This is a genomic window from Sunxiuqinia sp. sy24 (assembly GCF_052677165.1).
The window spans coordinates 1-20,064 of sequence record NZ_JBQYLH010000023.1; the positions used below are offsets into that span (position 1 = coordinate 1).

Annotated in this window: 11 protein-coding genes; all 11 read right to left on the bottom strand. The window is 39.7% G+C overall.

Translation table 11 applies throughout. The features are described from left to right. Nucleotides 1-495: 495 nt before the first annotated feature. The 11 genes from ACUNWA_RS17110 to ACUNWA_RS17160 all read right to left on the bottom strand — a co-directional run bounded on the left by ACUNWA_RS17110 (nucleotide 496) and on the right by ACUNWA_RS17160 (nucleotide 20,064). Nucleotides 496-1,767 carry a DUF4998 domain-containing protein gene (locus ACUNWA_RS17110; RefSeq protein ID WP_445593204.1) on the bottom strand — a complete coding sequence of 424 codons (1,272 nt, stop codon included), beginning with the start codon at nucleotides 1,765-1,767 and terminating at the stop codon, nucleotides 496-498. 23 nt (nucleotides 1,768-1,790) lie between these two features. Further along, the gene (locus ACUNWA_RS17115; protein WP_445593141.1) at nucleotides 1,791-3,035 is read right to left on the bottom strand and encodes a DUF5000 domain-containing lipoprotein; all 1,245 of its coding nucleotides are present in this window, start codon (nucleotides 3,033-3,035) and stop codon (nucleotides 1,791-1,793) included. Between the two features lie 29 nt (nucleotides 3,036-3,064). Beyond that, on the bottom strand, nucleotides 3,065-4,981 hold the full coding sequence (locus ACUNWA_RS17120) for a RagB/SusD family nutrient uptake outer membrane protein (protein WP_445593142.1): 1,917 nt from the start codon (nucleotides 4,979-4,981) through the stop codon (nucleotides 3,065-3,067). A gap of 14 nt (nucleotides 4,982-4,995) precedes the next feature. Then, a complete protein-coding gene (locus ACUNWA_RS17125; RefSeq protein ID WP_445593143.1) occupies nucleotides 4,996-8,457 on the bottom strand; it encodes a SusC/RagA family TonB-linked outer membrane protein in 3,462 nt (1,153 codons plus the stop codon). A gap of 335 nt (nucleotides 8,458-8,792) precedes the next feature. Then, nucleotides 8,793-9,980, bottom strand: a complete 1,188-nt coding sequence (locus ACUNWA_RS17130; RefSeq protein ID WP_445593144.1) for a FecR family protein — start codon at nucleotides 9,978-9,980, stop codon at nucleotides 8,793-8,795. 132 nt (nucleotides 9,981-10,112) lie between these two features. Beyond that, the gene (locus ACUNWA_RS17135; protein WP_445593145.1) at nucleotides 10,113-10,631 is read right to left on the bottom strand and encodes an RNA polymerase sigma factor; all 519 of its coding nucleotides are present in this window, start codon (nucleotides 10,629-10,631) and stop codon (nucleotides 10,113-10,115) included. A 342-nt stretch (nucleotides 10,632-10,973) separates the two neighbouring features. Continuing rightward, nucleotides 10,974-12,746 carry a metallophosphoesterase family protein gene (locus tag ACUNWA_RS17140; protein ID WP_445593146.1) on the bottom strand — a complete coding sequence of 591 codons (1,773 nt, stop codon included), beginning with the start codon at nucleotides 12,744-12,746 and terminating at the stop codon, nucleotides 10,974-10,976. 121 nt (nucleotides 12,747-12,867) lie between these two features. Further along, entirely contained in the window at nucleotides 12,868-13,671 is an 804-nt protein-coding gene (locus ACUNWA_RS17145; protein WP_445593147.1) for an endonuclease/exonuclease/phosphatase family protein, read from the bottom strand. Between the two features lie 135 nt (nucleotides 13,672-13,806). Then, the gene (locus ACUNWA_RS17150) at nucleotides 13,807-15,501 is read right to left on the bottom strand and encodes a RagB/SusD family nutrient uptake outer membrane protein (RefSeq protein ID WP_445593148.1); all 1,695 of its coding nucleotides are present in this window, start codon (nucleotides 15,499-15,501) and stop codon (nucleotides 13,807-13,809) included. Between the two features lie 22 nt (nucleotides 15,502-15,523). Further along, nucleotides 15,524-18,736 (bottom strand): SusC/RagA family TonB-linked outer membrane protein, encoded by a 3,213-nt coding sequence (locus ACUNWA_RS17155; RefSeq protein ID WP_445593149.1) that lies wholly within the window; start codon nucleotides 18,734-18,736, stop codon nucleotides 15,524-15,526. Nucleotides 18,737-18,876: 140 nt separating this feature from the next. Next, the gene (locus tag ACUNWA_RS17160; RefSeq protein ID WP_445593150.1) at nucleotides 18,877-20,064 is read right to left on the bottom strand and encodes a FecR family protein; all 1,188 of its coding nucleotides are present in this window, start codon (nucleotides 20,062-20,064) and stop codon (nucleotides 18,877-18,879) included.

A 20,064-nucleotide genomic window follows, 5' to 3' on the forward strand; every position in this document is an offset into this window, starting at 1 on the left:
GTTTGTCTTTAAAATCAAACCAACAAATGTATAGACCCGCAAAAAGATTTAAAACACGGGGTTCAGCGAATGCTTACAAGCTTTTAACCAGTCCCTTTCCGACAACAGGTAATTTGGGCAATCCCTGTAGCGTATGGAAAAGGTAGCATACATCCGGGTGAAACACGCCAAATTAACCTTATTCCGCTGAATCGAGATCTGGTATAACAAACGAAGAAGGCATTCGGCTTTAGAGTACAAAACAATAAACGAATTTGAACAACTAAATAATAATCAAAGAATAGCAGCGTAACTCTTAACTAGCCGTACAATTTTTTGTTGCATATCCAATCTACTGGCTAACTGCGCTTATGCATTTTAAGAAGATAAAATAATACCTTCCGGCAAACAAAAATCTTATACCAGACTCAATTCTAGCTCAATGACCTATTCGAACAAAAACTTTCACTGACAATATACTGATGCCAGTGAAAGTTTGATTAAAAAACAATACTATTATATATCATCTCCCCAAAGAGTTATTTCGCCAATATTAACACAATTTGAATTTTGCCAATTTGAATTCTTAATTACCAATCGTATATAACGAACACGTTCAATATTGTCATCAACATCATATTCCCATCCAGCGTTCCACTCTGCGGACTGCTCACTCGATGTTTCAGGTTTTATAATTTCATGATCGCCTAACATCTTCCAGTCAGCTTTCCAGTCATCTGATTTCCAATATCCCTCATCGTCGACTGGCATTTTCAACTGATCAACTCCCCAAATTTCAAAATACCTTGGACTATGGCCAGTAAAAGGGCTATTATCTGTTCTTGGCCACAGATGGAATCTGCTTAACTCTGCCAATACGCCCATGTCAAAAGTAAAAAAGTGAGGGAAATCAAATCCCGCAGCATTCTCTATAGTATGCAAAACCTGCGGATTTCTTGAACCTCCATCCCAAATTCTTGCCAGATCGCGAGATTTATTAACAGTTGTATTATCGCCGGCTAAAACAACAATTGAAAAATTTGCTTTGTTAATTTCTCTCTCAAACTTAGGCATTGTGTACTCTTTAGGTAAAGCATCCAATGTTTCCAGGGCATCTTCGGTAGGAAGGTGAGTTGTTACCACATGAATTATATCTCCAGTTTCCAAACCGGTTAAGACTGTTTCCGTATCGTCATTTTCAACCCGAACAGATTGCGCTACACCTCCAACGCTGTAATTTACAGCAACATACTGAACGGTAGTACTGGCAATATCATCCCATTCAATAAGCATACTCCCATCCGCTTGTTTAGCAATAGACGCAATGCTTCTGTTCTTCAATGACTCAATGTATGAGTCACCATATACTTCTACAACAATTTCAGTAGGTAAAGAGAAATGGCCTTCATTATCTCGTGTAATAAACTCAAAAACGTAGTTCCCCTCTTCAATGCTGTTAATATCGTATGTCATCGGAAGTCTACCACTTTGTGTTCGGTTTACATCAACAACGATAGAGTCAGCACGACTATTCCAAAAAATCACAGATTTTGTGATCCTTGGATCTGCATTAACTTCCCAATTGAATTTTACTTTTTCATATCCGGAAAATGATTTCAATGAATCAACAACACCGGTATAAATGTCTTCTCCCCAATCATAGTATTTTTCGTGGATGCTGTTCATATCATCGCATCTTATCATTGAAAACAACATAATAGAGGAAAAAATAATCAGAAAGCTTTTTCGGATAACTGTGACTACAAATAGTCCTATATTTTTATTCATATCTTTCAAATTACTAATTTAATTTATTCATCTCTTACTCCATCATCACCAAATATCGATACCTCAGCAATATGCAAAGTAGCTGTTCTGGCCCAGGTTTCTTTTACAACAAAACGCAGGTAGCGCATTTCACCAACGCCCGATTCAAATATAAACTCACTTCCATTTGCACTTGCTACAGCATCCTCATCATTAGATTTGTTCAACGGAAGCCCGGATGGCTTAATCTCTTCAAAATCACCTAGTAAGGTCCACTGATTCTGCCATTCATTTCCCTCCCAATAAGTATCGTTAAAGTCATGACTCAATTCCTTTGCTCCCCACACTTCAAAATAACGAACATTGTGTTGAGAAAAAATATAACCATCCTGCCTGTTCCATATCACCCCCCTGCTCAACTTTGCCTGTACACCCAGGTCAATCGTAAAGGTCTGTGGTGGAATAAATCCAGCACTTGGATCTGTATGCCAGATAACATTTAAGTCCCCATCCCATATATTCTCGATTGGCCTACCTTGACGAACCGTATTATTATCCCCTAATAGATGTCCGTTAGAAAAATAGTCCTTATTTAATTCTCTTTCGTATAACGGAACCTCGATGGAAATAACAGTGTCGGTTCTGTTCCCATATTGATCTATCAAACTAACCCCGAACTTACGCTCATCTGTATTGTAGCCCCTGATAGATCTCTTCTCTTCTAATAATGTAGAGAACACTAGGTCATATTCTTCCCATTCGCTCGAATCATTCAGTGCATATAAAAATGCACCTATCAGGGCGTTTGTTTCATTTTGCCAACGAATTACTACACCTCCAAAATCAGGTTCCATTGTTATCGTTTTGAATATCGTCTGATAAGGAGGCTCCAATGGAGTAAAAGACCCCGTATAAGGCTCCGATCTGTTCCCGTTGTGATCCACTAAATAAATAGTGTATTCGCAGGGTGCTATTTCTCCTAAACCTTCAATGGTTATGAAATTACTGTACACCGATGAACGAGCAATCTTTTGCTCCCCTGCAAACGAATATTCACAAATTACATAAGATATATCCGTTTCATCTGGAAGATCGTAAGTTATTTTGGCTCCACCCGGTAAGGCTTCTGTCTGAACATTGGAGACAGCCGCCGGAGCAACACCCTCTATAGGATATTGTCCAACTTTTTCCTCGTCACAAGAGACAATTAACGTAATCATTATTGCAATAACTCCGAGGAGTTTTATGCAAAATAACATTTTTCTAATAGTTATAGTTATTTGCTTCATATCTATAAGTTGTTTCATTTTGATATAAATCACCAACCCGGGTTCTGAACCAGGTTAGAGTTTTTAATAATCGTATTGGTGTAAAGTGGCCACAAATAGTCTTTGGTTGTATAATTTCGATTTTTGAAATACGTAACAACCTGGTAATATTCATCCAGTTTTACACCTTGAAAATCCCATCCCCGAGCTGGTTGATTCATGTATGTCATAGCATCCTTCCAACGACGAAGATCAAAGAAACGTTGGCCTTCGAAGGCCAATTCAATCATCCTTTCTCTTTTAATAATATCGCGCATACCTTCTTTTGTAGTAGGTTTTGCTGGAACGGAAGAATACTTTTGCCAGGAATCAACAACTCCGGCCAAACCGGCTCTGGTTCTAACTGCATCCACCCATTCGTAAACTTCATTATCCGGCGCATCTTTTATTTCGTTCAATGCTTCTGCCCGTAACAGGTAAAGATCGCTTAGCCTAATAAGAGGGATTGAGAATCTCCAAGGGCTTGGGGATGATGTTGTTGTTGCAGATCTAAAGCTAACCAGCTTTTTAATGAAATATCCGGTTATAATATGATGATTAGATAATACGAGCCCCTGAGATTCTCCACTTTTATTTTTGATAACAATTGCCTCATCTTCGGATTGCGCCAAGGCCTCATATAAACTACGATCAAAAGCCAGATGTGCATAAAATCGAGGTTCCCGAAAATAGTTCAGGTTTGCTGTGGTTTCGCCTTTACTAATGTAATATTGATGAAATGAACCGGTGTCTTTTCTGGTTTCGTAACGTTGAGCAAAGTTCCAGGAAGGATCCTCATCAATTGGAATACCATGATTTGTATAATACTGTTCGGCAATTTTTAACGTCGCACTTAACTCCTGAATTCCACCACCTTCATTTGAGAAAAAAGCCGGAGTGCAATAATTCTGAAACTGATTGGCATTGTTGTAAGCGGTATGTGCCCAGATAATTTCAGGGTTGTCAACGGGTCTCTCACATACTGCCCCCCTTAACGTATACTTCAGCAATGTAGCATCCGACATTGTTTCAAAACCACGCTGAAAATGGAAAAGAGAGTGACCATTTTCTTCAGAGATATTGATTGCTTCCACAATGGCATCCAGCGCTTTGTTCCATTTGGTTTTGTCTTCCACCGTTGAAATCAACTGTACACCTCTGTTATCTTTAAAGTTTGAATAAAATGAGTTCCCATTGAGTAACGGACTTGCTCCCCAAACTAGCACTTTAGCCTTAACGGATGCTGCAATTGGTTTGGTTATTCTTCCCATTTCGGTTGTTGTTTCCTCGATCTGATCGGGAAGATTTTCCATTGATTCATCGATCAACCTTACTACGTAGCTAATAACCGAATCTGCAGGTTCTCTGTATACGCGAACTACAGCAGGATCAGCATCAACCTGTAAGTTTTCGTCCACGATTGGAATTGGTCCGTACAATTGCAAAAGAAAATAGTGCAAATAAGCCTTTATAAACTTAACCTCCGATACCCATCGAACACGCTCCCATGCTTCCAGGTCAGGTACTTTTTCAATGTTCTCCAGAAAAATATTACAGTCCCTGATACCAACCCACAGGTTTCTGCCATCTCTACGGCCATCCCAATAGTTCTGAAATGGATCTGAAGCATTTTGGTCGTTAACCGCTATTCGCGAACCACTCCTGCCGTTTAGACTCGATACGTCAATATCCCACCATATTTCATCACCACCGACGTTTCCTGGATAACTAAACGGATCATTCTGGTTCGGAAGCATATTGTAGCATGAAAATAGAAATTTTTCCGAATTAATCCTGTTAGAGAAAGCATTATCCAGTGTAGCTACACCATCGGGTACTACATCAAGATAATCGGAACAACTATATATGGTCGCTGATCCCAAAAGTATGGCGAAAAGCTTTAGTATTTTAATATTCAGATTTTTCATAATTCCTTAGCCAATTAAAATTCAACATTTACGCCAATATTTATCACCCTCTGAAGTGGGTAGTTAAATGCATTCCCGGCTTGTTCCGGATCCCACAACTTAAACTTACGCATTTGGAAAAGGTTGCTCCCTGAAGTATAGAAACGAACATTCTTCAAATGTAATTTCTGGACAAACCGGGCGGGCAAGATATATCCTATTTCTGCTGTTTTCAGACGCAGAAATGAGCCGTTTCTCATCCACCATGTACTCGTTACCTCGTTGTTACCAATTGACTCTGCCGATAACCTGGGCCAAAATGCATAAATGTCCCGATTATCTTCCGACCAGTGGCTGTCTGCAATTGTTTCCAGCAAAGCCCGGTTTGTTGTCCCAGAAGAGTTCCCCTCAACAAAAGGAGCAATATTACCAGGATTGATCCAGAACGAAGAACGGTCTGATCCCTGGAAAAAACAAGAGATATCAATGCTTTTATAACCTAACGAGAGTCCAAAACCATAAATAATTTCAGGTGTAGTCGGATAGCCGATAGGTACTAAATCGTTTTCATCAATTCGTCCGTCTTTATTGATGTCTTTATATTTTATATCTCCGGCCGCGTAATCTCCAAAAGTTTGTATCGGAGAATTCTTTACTTCCTCATCATCTAAGAAAAGACGCTCGGCAATATAACCCCACCTTTGTGATAATTTTTGTCCCTTATGTAAGCGCCAAGGAGTGGCAGAATAATCAGGCTCTTCGTACATTTCAAATTTGCTCGTAGCATATGTAAAATTACCTCTTGCTACTGCCCACAAATTTGGAGTAAATGACTTATTGTAGTCAATCGATAATTCTATACCACTACCAATAGCTTCTCCGATATTTGCTTTAGGAGTTGCTTGCAAGCCCATGGTTGTTGGAATATCTGCCCTTGTCTGTAGAATATTACTTCTCTTTTCTTTAAAATAATCAAACTGAAATTCGAGGCTGCTCCATAGATTCAGTTCCATTCCATAATTACTCTTTCGACTAATTTCCCAGGTAATATTATCATCTTCATAACGAGAAATAGAAATACCAGGACGATAATAGCTGTAAGTGTCACCAAAAGCTATTCCTCTACCACCATTGCTCATATTCAATTCGGAAAGATAATAAAACCTGTCAGCGCTGTTACCTATTTCATCGTTACCCACCAAACCATAGGTAGCTTTCAGTTTTAATTTTGAAATGAAGCTTTCATAGGGTTTCATAAACGGCTCGTTAGATACTATCCACCCCAAACCAGCAGAAGGGAAGAACCCCCAACGTTCACTTTTTGCAAATCTTTCAGAACCATTATATCCAAAGTTGGCTTCAAAATAGTAACGATCGTCATAACTGTATGTAGCCCTACCGGCCAATCCCATATTTCGGTGAGGCAAAGAAAGCTGTAGCGTATTATAAGTATTGTTTTTTCGCTCACGTATTGTTGCGACTAACAAACCTGAGACAGTATGCCTTTCTGCAATTGTTTTATTGTATTGCAATGCCCACTCGGAATACATTGTATTTTGCATTACCCTGCCACCTGGAACATAATCAAGATAGTCGGTTCCATCATCAGAGTTCAGAGCCGTCAACATATAATCATTCGACGTAGCTGAAGAAAGGGCATAATAAAAAGGTCTATACTGTCTCCTTACTTCAAGTTGGGCAAATCGGTTGATATTAAACATAGCTCTAGCCGATAAACCTTTAGTTAAAAAATCAAGGTTTTGCTTTAATTCAAACTGAACATACATAGAAGAACGATCGTTTGATTTATACCCCTTTAACATTTCAGCATAAGGATTCAAATACCCCCCCGATGCTGTATTTCCAAAAAGAATATGCTTTGTATAAATATTGGCTGAATCGGGTTCATAGTAAGGTAAAAAGTACACTGGATTTGCCAGAACAGCCTGATTGTAAATATTAGTACCTCCATATAATGGCCCCTGATAATCATCAAAGACACCGCTTAAACGAACTATGGCCTCAGTTGTATTGGTTAAATTCACATTGATATTTGAACGCAATGAATATTTATTAATTTCAATATTATTGTTAAAATTCTGGCGTTCATCTACTTTCAATATACCATTGTCATTTGAGTAGGATGCTGCAATATAATAGCGTGCAATTTTTCCTCCTCCACTAATATTAAGATTGTAACGTTGATTGAAAGTATTCTGATCAAACAAAAGATCCTGCCAATTAACAGCTGGATATAAAATCGGATCAATACCTCTTTCTGTATAGTTGATTTTCTTTTGATCATAAGGTAGACGAGAACCAGGAGTTCTTGTTCTTACTGCTTCATTATGCAATTTCATAAATGTTACAGGATCTGACAATTGAATACTTTCCGTTGGAGAAGAAAAAGACCCCTCTGCCCGAAACTGCACTTTAACACTACCTTCCCGTCCTTCTTTTGTCGTTACCAATACGACACCATTTGCACCTCGTGCACCATAAAGCGCAGTAGCATTAGCATCTTTCATAATTGAAAAACTGGCAATATCATCCGTTGTCAGCCGAGACAAATCTTCGGTTGTCATTTCCACACCATCAATCAATATTAATGGATCAACTTTTCCTGTACCAAAACTCGTAACACCACGAATAAAAAATTGAGCATTATCTTCTCCGGGTTCTCCGGTTCTCTGATAAGAAATCAATCCTGCGATTCGGCCGGCAAAAGCAGTAGTCAGGTTACTTGACGGAACTTTCAATTCGTCTGCATCGATTGTCGAAATAGAAGCCAGCACGCTTTCCTTCTTTTGCTTCCCAAAAGCAACTACTGTAACATCCTCTAATTCTTCAGATTTTTCCTTCAGCTTCACATTTATCTTTTCCTGATTGCCAGCATCCACAATCTGACTTTCCATTCCAATAAAGGAAAAGACTAGTTTGTCCGAAGGGTTGACTTCCATAGAGTAGCTTCCATCACTATCTGTGATGACACCACGCGTGGTCCCGACAATAGTAATAGTAGCCCCTGGTAGTGGCATCCCGTTAATATCAGTAACTCTTCCTGTGATTGTTTTCTTTTGCAGATTATCTAGCTCAAGATCAAGCAATGAGTTTGGCAGTTCATTTTCGGCTGTGCTTTTATGAACAATAACTGCCTTATGAACAATCTCATAAGTTAATCCAGTTTTTTTCAAACACTCATCAAGAATAGCACCAACCGTTTGATCGCTAAACTCAATGTTTAACCCCTGAATTTCTTCAATCTCATCGTTCTGATAAAAAAAATTGAACTCTGTCATTTTTTTCATTGTCCAGATTACTTCTTCCAGCGATGCATCTTTCATACTAAGGCTAATCTTTGTAGCCTGTGAATACGATTCTGTTGCAGCAACTTGAAGCACTGAAGCCAAAATGATCACCCAAATAACTTTAATCATAATTAGAAATTGAAACACCTTCCACTTAAGGAAAGTGCTCATTACACCGTTTTTTTTCATAAGTTTGAATGTTTAATTATCAGTATCCCGTTTGCAGTGGATATTTATTCTCCAGGCAGGAAATGTTGGTCGCATTTTCTGTCTTTTTTTCATCATAATTCTAAGTGTCTTTTTTAATTGTTTTATTCATTTACTTCTTGCCAAATAAAATGGCACCATTACTAATTTCTACCTTAACCTTTTGAATCACTCCATTTTTTTTCATAAGTTTGAATGTTTAATTATCAGTATCCCGTTTGCAGTGGATATTTATTCTCCAGGCAGGAAATGTTGGTCGCATTTCCTGTCTTTTTTTCATCATAATTCTAAGTGTCTTTTTTAATTGTTTTATTCATTTACTTCTTGCCAAATAAAATGGCACCATTACTAATTTCTACCTTAACCTTTTGAGTTGCTTCAATTATATCTATAAACTGTCTGATCTCATCATATCTATCCAAACTGCCACTAAACCTTATGCTTTTAACTTCGGGGTTCATATAAAACACTTTGACTGAATACCAGCGTGCCAACAAAACCATAATATCCTCAAGTGCCATATCGTGAAAGACCAGCTGTCCGTCTTTCCAACTTATGTAATTGGTTACATCAACCTTACGTCTTATAATGTTACCCGAAAGGTTGTCCATTACAACTTGTTCATTGGGGTTTAAAATCTGCTCTTTTGCCCCATTCTGACTATGAGATAATTTTACTTTCCCTTCCACAAGGGTGGTTATTATGCTCTTTGAATCCTTGTAGGCGTTCACATTAAAAGAAGTACCCAAAACCTCTAATCTCATCTCTTTGGTATTCACAATAAACGGTTTTACGGTATTTCTTGCTACTTCAAAATAAGCTTCTCCAATGAGTTCAACTTCCCGATTTATCTGTCCAAACTGAACCGGATATTTTAAAGTAGTCATTGAATTAAGATAAACTGTTGTTCCATCTGATAAAGTCAGTCGATATTCTCCTCCAATCGGAACATTAATTGTATTATAAACCATTGCATCTCCTGTTTTATCTTTCGATTTACTATAACTGATTTCACCCTTCTTTTTTTCAATTGTAGTTCCATCAATTTCAGTAAGCGACATCGTATTGGCAGAGTCTAATACAACATTTCGGCCATTAAACAAGGTTAAGGTTGCTTTTGAGGAACCAGGTTCTATTTGAGCATACTGTCGATTGATTCTATTTTCAGCAATTTGCCTTTCAAAATAAACATATGTGATTCCTCCAATAAAAAGAGGAACGATTAATATTGCTGCGACGCGAATAATCCTTTGCAAAAAGATCATTCGCGACCTTTTCTTTATTTCTACATGAACTTTTAACCAGCCCTTCTCAACTTTTACATTTTCCCTTTCTAAAACCCATTTTTTATAATTTTGTGAGTTTTTCAACTTTAAGTAAAGAGAATTATTTGCAACGGCTCTATTGCGCCAATTGTTAAGTTCCTGCAACTCTTCATCACTAATTTCATCGCTGATTTCTTTAGCAATCAATAATGCTATTTTCTCATATTCAGTATTGGACATTGTCAAACTTTAAGTGCTTACAACATAAAAGCACTTAAGTCTTAAAATAGGATGACACTTAGATGTTTTTTTTTTAGAATAGTGCAAAAAAGAGAACAAAAGAATTAAAACTTGAAAACAGAAATAATAAATTTAATTCTCACCTAATATGCACAGCAAAACAAATAAGGAAGGAGTTAATACCTTTCGCAATGCTCTAAAAGCCCTTTGCTTGATGGTTTTTACTGTATTTATAGTTATATTAAGCTGCTCTGCGATTTCTTTGTTAGATAGGCCATCAAGAGACAATTCGATCACTTGTTGTTGTTGGAAACTCAGATCTATAATCGCATGATAAATTATATCATAAACCTCACGCTCAACTAAAATATCACGATAAAAATCGAACGATTCAACTCGTTCTTTTATGATTTCCTGATGTCGTTTGCGATCGCGTAGGAAATTCAGGCAATGATTTTTTATATATTTATACAAGTATGATTTTGCAGCAGCAGCCCCTCGAATACACTCCCTTTTACTCCATATACACACAAAAGCTTCCTGCACAATGTCAGCACTTACCGCTTCATTCTGCAGATAGCGATTCGCAAAAATACAAAGCGAAGGATAATGTTCTTCAAAGAACTCTTTAAATCCTTCTTCTTCACTCAACAATTTTTTATTAGCAAGGCCCAAGCTGTAGTTATTCGTTTTTTCAAGTTTAGATAAAAAAATTGAGGATACTATTTACAATTCACAATATATACATAAAAAATCAGATTTATATTTTTAGTTCACGACGCATTTTTTTCGCAGGTAGTAATTACAAATATAATTAGTTAATCCTTAAAAACGAATTAATCACTGACTATCAACAGGTAGCATGAATGAGACTCGTGATTTCAAGGGATTTAATTACAAGGTTATTAGCAAATTAGGGAAAAACCTTGCAGAAATTATATAGTAAAAATTAATCTTATTTCTTATCATCCCTGGCATCCAACTTTCTGACATTCAATCACCCTTCAAGTTAATCAAATTAGAATTCTGAAGATCAATACTAAAGTGATCGGCCGGAGCACCATTCAAAAAATGTTGGAAAATTTCACCAAGCAATTTAAGTTGATCATTTCGTTTTGAATTGGACAAGTTCTGCTCCCAGGCCCCCAATAATAACTGGTATTGATCGATCCGATCGACTCCAATATCCTTAATGGCTAATTGGTCGGCACTACGAAGCCGGTAAAAATCATAGACCAGATCAAAACCTGTTAAGAGCTCAAACTCGTCGGTCCGAAATTGCGGTGCATTAACCACAGCCGAATCCGCATCACCCAATAGCATTTTCCCGGAAGCAGTCAATAAAAATGATCGCAATTCCTCTGGCCAATTCTTTGGTAAAAATCGTAATCGAACCAACTCCTTCAAATGCCAACTTGTAAACGCCTTGTAATTCTCTGACCGCAAAATTTCGTTATTCCATACATTTTCGGAAGCCTCTTTTTCCAAATAGGCATGCTCCATTTCATAAAGTGGAAAAAGCTCTTTAAAGCTTGGAACCGAATCGACAACAATGGTTTGAACTTCCATCACCCGATCGGTCTTTAACGTTAATAACTTGTAGGCCGGAATGTAAGCAGCCAACGATGGAATTTGCACATTCACCAGAGTATTCCCTTTGTCAGAGTTCCTGATACCTGTATCGTTAATGTGCATGTGCCCGCCAAAATGAACTTTAATACCGGCATCAGCAAATATTTGGGCCACATTTTCTTCAGGCACACGATGCAGCTGCATTTTCCCTTCACCTAAAAGCTCAGCTATGGATGCTGAAGCATCATCATTAAAATCGATCATCGGATAATGACTAAAAACCACCAAGGTTTTACCTCTTGTTTCGGCCTCTGCGACAACCCTTTTCACCCAATCAATTAAATGCTTTTTATGAGTCAACACATTATCGTATCCATTGCTTGCGCCGTTGTAATACAATGGGTTTTCCGGATCTGCTGCCGATTTTTCATTGGGAATATACACATTGGCATCAAGAGCTAAAAACCACAAACCTTTGGTTGGCTCCACCAAATAACTCACATCAGGAATCGTTGTATTCGTTGGTGGTATAGCATACATACGTTTTTCAAGAGCAGCTTGTTGATTTGCTTGCTCAAACTGGTATTCATCGTAGCTATAGGTTGTAAAAGGCGTCTCCCAATACCAATCGTCCTGTTTAGGGAAAAATCCAAAATCACTCAGAACTTCAATAACTTCATGGTATCCCATGTTACGAATATCACGAGTGATCACCGCTGGAAGCGCATCTGAACTTTGGGTTTTGTAGAAGCTTGTGGAACTCATGATAGCCTGCTCCTTTCCTCCATCACCTAAAAAGTCGGGCTTTCCGGCTTCCATCGAAAAAGGCCGAACAGGGTCGTGATTGCCTGTAGTGACAATAAACTGAATACCATACGTTTCAGAATAATCATCCAAAATCCGCTTCAATCCCCGAACGTTGACCGGTTGTCCGTCGTCACTAAAATCACCAGGAAGCACCACCAATTTAACACCCCGTTTCACAACATCATCCAAAGCCGCCAAGAAAGCGAAATAGTTTTCATTGAACAGACGAGTGGAATGTAGCTGCGACTCCATTGTTCGCGCCAAAGTATATTTTCCGGTAGCCGGATTATAAACACCTGCATACTCGCTATCCTGAAACTCGCCGTATATATCCAACAAATGCACATCAGCCATAAAGGCGATCTGAATATCTGCGGTATTGGACATTTGTTGGGGCCTACAAGCCATCAACACAAGAACTGACAGAAAGGAAAACAGTGTTATTAATTTTCGAAACATGGTTTATTCTCCGTTAAAAATTAAAAAAATCAGGAGCTGACTTGTTAAACTACTTCATCTGCAAAAGTGTCCAAACTGGCTTATGATCCGACATGGGGACTTCCATTTCAATGATTCCACCTTCCAAAGCTTTCATTTTTGCGGGATTATACATGATATGATCAATAACTTCACCACTCCCTTGATCTTCGACATTAAACGCATCATAGGTATTATGCGTTGTACAGTCAATCCCCAATGCTTTCCAGCTGACATCCAGCCCAATACTTCTGAACAGTTCATGATACGGATTCTCGTCATCAGCATTGGAAGGAACAAAATTAAAATCACCTGCTACCACGGAAACATCTTGCTCCTGCCTTTCATTTAGATAGCTAACAAACGTAGCGATTTTATTGTTTGTCTCATCAATGTGAGCCTGGTCTCGCCAGCCAAAAGGAAAATGGACGGCGTAAATTGAGATCTCGGTTTGATTGATTCTGGTTTTCGCTTTAGTGGCCGTATGCAAAGTATCGGCCATGAGCACCTCTTCCAAATCATATAAAGGCGTTCCACTAACAATCGTTTTATACTTATCTTCATGCCCCGCAGTGGAATATTCGCCTACTGCCGAATAATTTAATCCCAAGGCTGCTCCAACCTTTTGGGTCCAGTCTCCGCCAGGGGCTTCAGAAAAACAAACCACATCAAAATCAAACGATTTCAATGCTCTCCCTATTTCCCCGGCAGTCGCATTTTTGCTGTATTCAACATTGTAAGCTGCTATTTTAAGCGTAGGCAACTTCTCTGGCTGACAAGCCGCAATGAGCATAAAGAAGAATAAAAGTACGACCCAAAATTTCATTTTCCTCATCAGTATATCGTTCTATGTGGTTTAGTTCGGTTCTTATCATTAACGAAAACAGTGAAAAAGTAATCCGGGAAAGAATTCCTTTTTCCCGGATTACCTATTTTCAGATCAAGCTAATAGCCGGCTGAATTTCATTGTTTAATAACCATCGTTCTGAACCAGGTATCCCGGACTATCCGAAGCTCCGTCGATTGCCGACTGCGGAATGGGGAAAAGACGTCGTTTAACATCACTATTGGTCTTTTCTGTCCAAGTACCTTCATATTTCCCAAAACGAATCATATCGGTGCGACGTTGGTGTTCCCAGTAAAATTCAAACCCACGTTCACGAAAGAGAATATCGAGATCTATTTCCGATAAAGCTGGAGGAGTAACGTCAGGGCGAGCAGTTCTGGAAGCCCGAACAATGTTGACATCCGCCAAAGCACCAGCAGCATCGCCTTTACGCAATTTCGCTTCGGCTCGCATCATATATAAGTCGGCCAAACGCATAATGACCAAGTCTGCTTCTCCCTTATTTCGGCCACTATCCGATTCCTTACTCCATTGATATTTCTCAACTCGAAAACCAGTATTATAGTCGCTTCCTTCAGGAGTGAAATTAATCTCCTCAATAAAATCCACATAGGCATTTTCCTCCGCCCGACGCCAATCGCGCAATTTTCCAATTTTATACCGACCATCGTCACATTGAATGAACGGCAGGCGCCGACCGGTATTTTGCAAGCCATATTGTAACCCCCGATAGATTCCGCGGTTCACTTCAAAATCTTCAGCTGCAATGCACGAATCTTCCGGGATAACCATTCTCTCCCACCAAAAGCGGGCATCCGCTTCAGCCGGATCGACATCCTCGTAAGCCTGTACCCACGACTGGTAAAAATCGGATGTTATAGCAGCGCCATCGGTGCCATTCCCTCTTGGATACAGCGGATTTCCATAGAAATTATCTGACATGGAAAAGTAAGACATCCGGTTATGTCCATTCAGGTCAGGACGCTGATCGACAGCAAAAACCAATTCTTTATTGGTATGATTATCGTTATTAAAAATGGCAAAGTATTCCGGAGATAATTCGTATTGCCCTCCACTGATCACCCGACTGCTATATTCAATAACCTTATCCATGTCCGCCGAAGTAAAATCAAAGCTGGTTGAATAAGGATCGCGCCAAACGCCCGCATTTAAGTGCAAGCGGGCCAAAAGGCTCCAGACAGCAGCTTGAGTCAATCGCCCAGGGCCAACATCCGTTCTTAAATCACCTACAACAGCCTCAAACTCCGTTCGGATGTATTCCACTGCATCATTCCCACGAAGAATCGTAGAAAGTTCTCCAGCTTCATCTTTTTGAAAAACAACGCCCCAAAGATCGAGCATGAGCATGCTATAGAAAGCCCGGAGTCCTCTTACTTCGGCTAAAAACACCTTCGCTTCTCCATCGGTTTCGGCCAGTGGTGTCAAAACATTTATGGCTGTTACCGTTCGCGAAATCATTATGGTAAGGTAATCCCAACACTGTTGCACATTACTGTGAACAGACGTATACGTGTGCTGGTGCAATTCAATGTAGATACCATTGTCACCCCAGTCACGTCCGCCTCGGTAAGGCAGAATTGCTTCATCTGAGGAGATTTCCTGGACTGCAAAATACCTGGTGTGCCGGTAAAATTCGGGCAGCATACCATAGGCAGGTGCCACCGTTCCTGTTATCAAATCACTTTCTAATGCCCCACCCGATAAGGATTCGTCCAGAATCTTCTCTTCCAGGTCTGTGCAACTCCAGCTAAACAGGATGGAAAATGCCAGCAGGGCAAATTTTATTGTATTTTTCATTTTAGTTTTCATAGTTAATTAATTAAAATGATACATTTAAACCAACAACAAATGTCCTGGCTTTGGGATATCCATTAAGATCAATTCCAAAGGATTGAATCCCACCAATGGAACGATCCTGGTTTACTTCAGGGTCAAAACCATCATAATCGGTGATTACAAATAGATTTTGTCCGGTGAGAGACAACCGCATTTCCCTAATCCAATTACGAATACCCATTGCGCCGGTATTGAAATTATAGCCAAGCGTCATGTTATTTAAACGAAGGAACGAGCCATCTTTCAAGTATCGGGTAGAAACAGACGCCGAGTTAATAATACTTTCTTCAGGATACTTAATAGCAGCATCAGTTGCATTCAATGAATTAGCCAATTTCGCCTTATAAAATTTATTCGTGGCCGTATTATCGTAAATCATGTTGCCAGACACTCCGTTGAAATTAATACTGAGGTCAAATCGCTTATAGCTTAAATTGGCATAGAAATTATACAACACATCGGGTAAGGCACTTCCAACAACCATACGGTCATCACTTGCCGGGTCTGCCGGTTCTTCAAACTGAGATAGCCCATCCGAACCAATGCCAATAAATTTCTTCATATAAAATGACCCGATAGAATAACCATTAACCAAGCCATTGACGGTAGCACCTGTAAGCCCGGATCCGGAAGCACTCCCTGTTGTCAGAATAGTGAAAGGTGAATCTTCAACCACATTATCGATAAATGAGATATTACCACCTACCGAATAGGAAAACCCGCCTTCATTCCGATATTGATAATCCAGCGCAATCTCTAACCCCTCGTTGGTAATGTTCATATCCTCTACATTGGTCCAATAGGTTGTTGCAGGCTGAATCGGATCAGGAGGAACAACCTCAAGCAAAATATTATTGGAAACTTTATGAAAATAATCGATTGTTCCGGATAGTGCACCTTCAAACAAACCAAAATCAAGCCCAATGTTTGTTTGGGTTGAAACCTCCCACTGAATATCCGGGTTGGCCAAGCGAACGAAAGTTGTTCCTGCCGGATAATCACCTGAATTATCAAGCGGGTAACTATCCTGATTCGATATCCTGGTGGTGTACAAGGCCTGTGTAATTTTAGAAGGAATTTCCTGGTTACCAGTTTGTCCCCAGCCAGCCCTCAGCTTTAAGTTGTTGATCCGCGACGACTCCATAAAATCCTCTTCTGAAATCCGCCAGCCGGCAGCAAAAGACGGGAATACTCCATACTTATTGTTTGCACCAAACTTGGAGGATCCATCAGCTCGAACTGTTGCAGTAACCATGTACCTGTCTTTGTGCGTATAGTTGACACGCCCAAAAAAGGATTGAAGCTCATTTTCCAGCGTCCACCCTTGCGGATGATTGTCAACCAAGTCAATGTCCTGTCCTAAGCCTGGATTGTATCGCGGTTCAATTCCATTATCAGGAAAAATATCCACACTCCAATGCCTCCAACGATCGAATGTTTTTTGATAAGAATGACCAGCCAGCAGGTTAATCGCGTGATCGCCTGAAGTGATGGCGTAAGTCAAATAATTCTCGATCAAAGTATTGGTTCCATTCGAAAAATATTGATCTAACCGACCTTGCTCAAACGGATCGGTATTTGGTGCTTGCTGACCATCCGTTTCGCTGGACCGGTTTTCATAGCCAAAGTTGAGCTTATACACCAAGTCTTTTATTATTTCAAACGAAGGAGCAACGTTTACGATAATCCGTCGACTTTCCCTAAAATCCTTATACAGTTCGGCAGCAATAAGCGGGTTCATCAAATCCGGATATTTGGATAGTTCTCCATTCGCATCCCGTGCCGGATAAGTCGGGTTAAAATCCAGCATTTCTGAAACCAATCGATCCCTATTCGCATTTTCACCAGACTCGATGGTTGTGTTTAGGTTAAAGTCAATATTCAATCTGCCATCCAGTAGTTTTTGCGTAGCATTCACCCTTCCGCTGTATCGTTTCAAACCGGTATTTAAAATAATCCCTTCCTGATCTAAATAACCAAGAGACGCCCGGTAAGTCAGCCTATCCGTTCCACCCTGAAACGTCAAATTTTGATCGTTGGTGATGGCTGTTCGGGTTAATTCATCCTGCCAGTCGGTATTTCCACCCCGGTCTTCCAGGGTTCCACCAACAGCCACAACCTGTTTGCGAAATTCATCAGCGCTGAAAACAGGTATCTTTTTGGCCAAATTTGAGATCCCAAAATTTGAATTGATCGTCATCTTACTAATCCCTGCCTGTCCGCTTTTAGTGGTAATCAGAATCACACCGTTTGCTCCCCTAGAACCATAAATTGCCGTTGCTGAGGCATCCTTCAACACATCAATAGATTCAATATCATTAGGGTTCAAGAAATTAAGCGGGCTATCGCCGGAGCCAGTGCCTCCGAGTCCCACTGGAAAACCATCAATAACAAATAGAGGGCCAGTTCCTTGCCGGATACTTCCTTGTCCACGAATAACGATTCGTTGTCCACTTCCTGGTGCACCACTCGATGAGGTTATATTTACCCCGGACACCTTACCTTGCAAGAGTTGACCAGGAGAGTTAACCACCCCTCGGTTAAAATTTTCACTCTTCACTGAGCTAACAGCTCCTGTCAAGTCACTTTTCTTCAAGGTTCCGTATCCAATGGCCACCACTTCTCCAATACCAATTGTTTCAGCAGTCATCCGTATTTGAAACTCACTTTTCCCGGCCACTGGAACTTCCTGCGTCATCATTCCAACAAAGGAAAATTGTAAGGTTTCGGCATTAGCCGAAATTTCCAGCCTGAATTCACCATCTTCATTGGTAATGGTTCCGCTCGATGTCCCCATAACAACAACTGTAACTCCTGGAATCGGATTACCGTCATTTCCAACCACAACACCGCTTACTGTTCGCCTTTGCTGCTGCAAAAAATTATTAAGGTCTGCGCCTTGTTCTCTGAGTACAATCTGATGATCTGTTACTTCCGCATTCACGGAAGCTTGTTCCTCGAATTGCTTCAGAATAGATTCCAGCGATTCATTTTCAACCTGAATGGTTACTCGCTGACCTTGCTGGAATACTTCATCCTGATACAAGAAATAGAACTTTGTTTGATCTTCAATTTGCTGAATGAGTTCCTGAACGGTAACATTCTTCAAATTTAAACTAAGCTTGGATGCCTGAGAGAAGGAATTGGCCCAGCTTCCTGTAAAAATCAAAAATGAAAATAGAAAAGTTAGTTTCATTTTCCTAAGTTTTTGATCCATACCTTTTCGCATGAAAAGGTACCTTAATCGTGATTTTTTCATAAATTTAACGAGTTAAGTTAATGACTATGATTTAACTATTTCAAAACCGGGAGGTGTTGTAGCACCAACCGGTTTTTCTATTTTAGCGCATAGGTTGATTCTTTGAGTTTGATTAAATTAAGAGAAGCCGTCATGGCTAACACGTCCAAGACTGATTTTGGCTCATTGATTAATTTCAATTTGCCGGAAATGGTCTTTACGCCTAAGCTGGGATCATCCAATATGATTTGAATATCATAGTAACGTTCCAGTTTTTTGATGATCCGGTTGAGATCGGAGGTTTCAAAATTCAGGTAACCTTCGTGCCACGAAATGTAATTCTGTACATCAACAGAAGTTATTCTCATTTCTGATTGTCTTTTGTTGTAGACTGCTCGCTGGTTAGGTTTCAGTGTGTATACGTTTTCAAAAAGATGAATTCCATTCTTTCTCACCTTCACTTTGCCTTCAACTAAAACCGTTTCGACAAAATCATCTGAAGGATAAGCAGACACATTAAATCTGGTTCCCAGCACCTCCACTTCCTGATCGCCGGACTTCACCAGAAAAGGCTTTTTCTTATTGTGATTCACCTCAAAAAAGCCTTCTCCAATTAAAAACACTTCTCGGCGATCATCTCCAAAAACAGACGGATAAACCAATCTGGAGCCAGCATTCAGATAAGCCATCGTCCCGTCAGGCAGTTTGATAGAAGCATTTTTACCATAAGGTACAATCAATTGATTGACGGCACTTTTATGCATAGCAGAACCGGATGTCAGCGTATCTTGCCTATTAATAACAAAACGCTCAATATCCAAGTATTCAATTGCAGATTCTTTCCCGGAGACCCGAATATCGTTGCCGTCACTCAACAAAAGATGAACCTGGCTGCTATTACTCTGGGTTTCGGCTAACAGTTGGTAGAGATTTTTAAGTCCATCTGCTTTTTGATTATTATAAAAGGCGATTCCCATCATAAAAAAAAGCACCCCAACCGCAGCGTATTTCAACACAGTAAAACTAATTTGAAACAGCGCTGATCGTTTTTTTCGATCTTCAATGCGGGAAACTATGCTAGCAAACAGATCCGTGGGAACATTTCCAATTTCATTTTTTCTTTTTGATTTGAGTGACATTACCAGCAACCGTGCCAGTTTCATGGTCTCCTCTTCTTCCGGATTATTTTCGAGGTAGTTAGTCCAAAATTCATCCAGCTGTTTATCCGGATGTAAAACCCATCTTACAAATTCCTTTATTTCGATATAGTGAAGAAATCGATCCAT

Bases quoted from the DNA above. Each gene is read 5' to 3' on its own strand.
- ACUNWA_RS17110 (WP_445593204.1), bottom strand. From the start codon at position 1,767: ATGAATAAAAATATAGGACTATTTGTAGTCACAGTTATCCGAAAAAGC.
- ACUNWA_RS17140 (WP_445593146.1), bottom strand. From the start codon at position 12,746: ATGTCCAATACCGCAGATATTCAGATCGCCTTTATGGCTGATGTGCAT.
- ACUNWA_RS17145 (WP_445593147.1), bottom strand. From the start codon at position 13,671: ATGAGGAAAATGAAATTTTGGGTCGTACTTTTATTCTTCTTTATGCTC.
- ACUNWA_RS17130 (WP_445593144.1), bottom strand. From the start codon at position 9,980: ATGTCCAATACTGAATATGAGAAAATAGCATTATTGATTGCTAAAGAA.
- ACUNWA_RS17160 (WP_445593150.1), bottom strand. From the start codon at position 20,064: ATGGATCGATTTCTTCACTATATCGAAATAAAGGAATTTGTAAGATGG.
- ACUNWA_RS17155 (WP_445593149.1), bottom strand. From the start codon at position 18,736: ATGAAACTAACTTTTCTATTTTCATTTTTGATTTTTACAGGAAGCTGG.
- ACUNWA_RS17115 (WP_445593141.1), bottom strand. From the start codon at position 3,035: ATGAAGCAAATAACTATAACTATTAGAAAAATGTTATTTTGCATAAAA.
- ACUNWA_RS17150 (WP_445593148.1), bottom strand. From the start codon at position 15,501: ATGAAAAATACAATAAAATTTGCCCTGCTGGCATTTTCCATCCTGTTT.
- ACUNWA_RS17120 (WP_445593142.1), bottom strand. From the start codon at position 4,981: ATGAAAAATCTGAATATTAAAATACTAAAGCTTTTCGCCATACTTTTG.
- ACUNWA_RS17125 (WP_445593143.1), bottom strand. From the start codon at position 8,457: ATGAAAAAAAACGGTGTAATGAGCACTTTCCTTAAGTGGAAGGTGTTT.